Source organism: Herbaspirillum sp. B65, from assembly GCF_000333555.1.
Taxonomy (GTDB): domain Bacteria; phylum Pseudomonadota; class Gammaproteobacteria; order Burkholderiales; family Burkholderiaceae_D; genus Herbaspirillum; species Herbaspirillum rubrisubalbicans.
In genome coordinates this window covers 1-1,310 of sequence record NZ_BADI01000327.1, presented here as the reverse complement: position 1 = coordinate 1,310, position 1,310 = coordinate 1, and the positions used below count along the sequence as shown (strand labels likewise).

Here is a 1,310-nt window from a genome sequence, read left to right as displayed (position 1 = left end):
TTTGTACTCTAATCAATGAATTCCATTGTTCTCGGTCGAAATGCAAAAGTCAAGCATTTTTCACCTTTGCGTTTGGGGGCTTGTTCAAACGATGGGGAAGATTGCCCTTGATTTAGGATGAATCATCGTCATCTGCACTTGGTCCAGAAAACAAGTAATATCTATCTCATCTAGAGGTTACGAGATCATTGTGCGTTGCACAGCTTTTGATGGTCCAATAAACGCATGGCAACCAAGCACGAAAATGATGGCGGTACAGTCCTGGAACGGCAAGAGTCCAAACTCAAGCCGCCCCCGATGTACCAGGTTTTATTGTTGAACGATGACTATACGCCGATGGAATTCGTCGTCGCCGTCATCCAGCAGTACTTCAACAAGGACCGTGAAACCGCGACGCAGATCATGCTCAAGGTTCACCGCGATGGGAAGGGAATGTGTGGTGTGTATCCCAAAGATATCGCATCCACTAAAGTGGAACTCGTTTTAACCCACGCTCGAAAGGCAGGGCACCCCCTGCAATGCGTGATGGAGGAAGCATGATTGCGCAGGAACTCGAAGTCAGTTTGCATATGGCCTTTGTCGAAGCCAGACAATCACGTCATGAATTCATTACCGTGGAGCACTTGCTGCTGGCGCTGCTGGATAATCCCTCAGCGGCCGAAGTGTTGCGCGCCTGTTCGGTGAATATTGACGATTTGCGCAAGACGCTGACCAATTTCATCACCGACAATACCCCCACCGTACCTGGCACCAACGAGGTCGATACCCAGCCCACGCTGGGCTTCCAGCGCGTGATCCAGCGCGCCATCATGCACGTGCAGTCGGCCTCCAACGGCAAGAAGGAAGTCACCGGCGCCAACGTGCTGGTGGCCATCTTCGGCGAGAAGGATTCGCACGCGGTCTACTACCTGCACCAGCAGGGTGTGACCCGCCTGGACGTGGTCAACTTCATCTCGCACGGCGTGCGCAAGGACCAGCAGACCGATCCGCAGAAGGCCCCGGAAGGCGCAGAAGATGTGCAAGCCGAAGGCCAGCAGAAGGAAAGCCCGCTGGACCAGTTCACCCAGAACCTGAACAAGGCCGCCGCCGAAGGCAAGATCGATCCGCTGATCGGCCGCGAGTCCGAAGTCGAGCGCGTCATCCAAACGCTGTGCCGCCGCCGCAAGAACAACCCGCTGCTGGTGGGCGAAGCCGGCGTGGGCAAGACCGCCATCGCCGAAAGGCCTGGCTGGCGCGTGACGCAGGGCGACGTGCCCGAGATCCTCAAGAACGCCGTCGTGTATTCGCTGGACATGGGCGCGCTGCTGGCG

At 56.1% G+C, this 1,310-nt stretch carries 2 protein-coding genes; both read left to right on the top strand.

Features of this window, described 5'->3' with window-relative positions; genetic code table 11:
* Positions 1-225 precede the first annotated feature (225 nt).
* A complete protein-coding gene (gene clpS / locus I5W_RS08305) occupies positions 226-540 on the top strand; it encodes an ATP-dependent Clp protease adapter ClpS (protein ID WP_013233417.1) in 315 nt (104 codons plus the stop codon).
* The coding region (locus I5W_RS08300) for a Clp protease N-terminal domain-containing protein (RefSeq protein WP_044528871.1) at positions 537-1,310 on the top strand (774 nt) is incomplete at its 3' end. The genes clpS and I5W_RS08300, both read left to right, overlap by 4 nt.

What these genes read in the sequence shown, in the direction of transcription:
- clpS (WP_013233417.1), top strand. Translation starts at nt 226, where the DNA reads ATGGCAACCAAGCACGAAAATGATGGCGGTACAGTCCTGGAACGGCAA.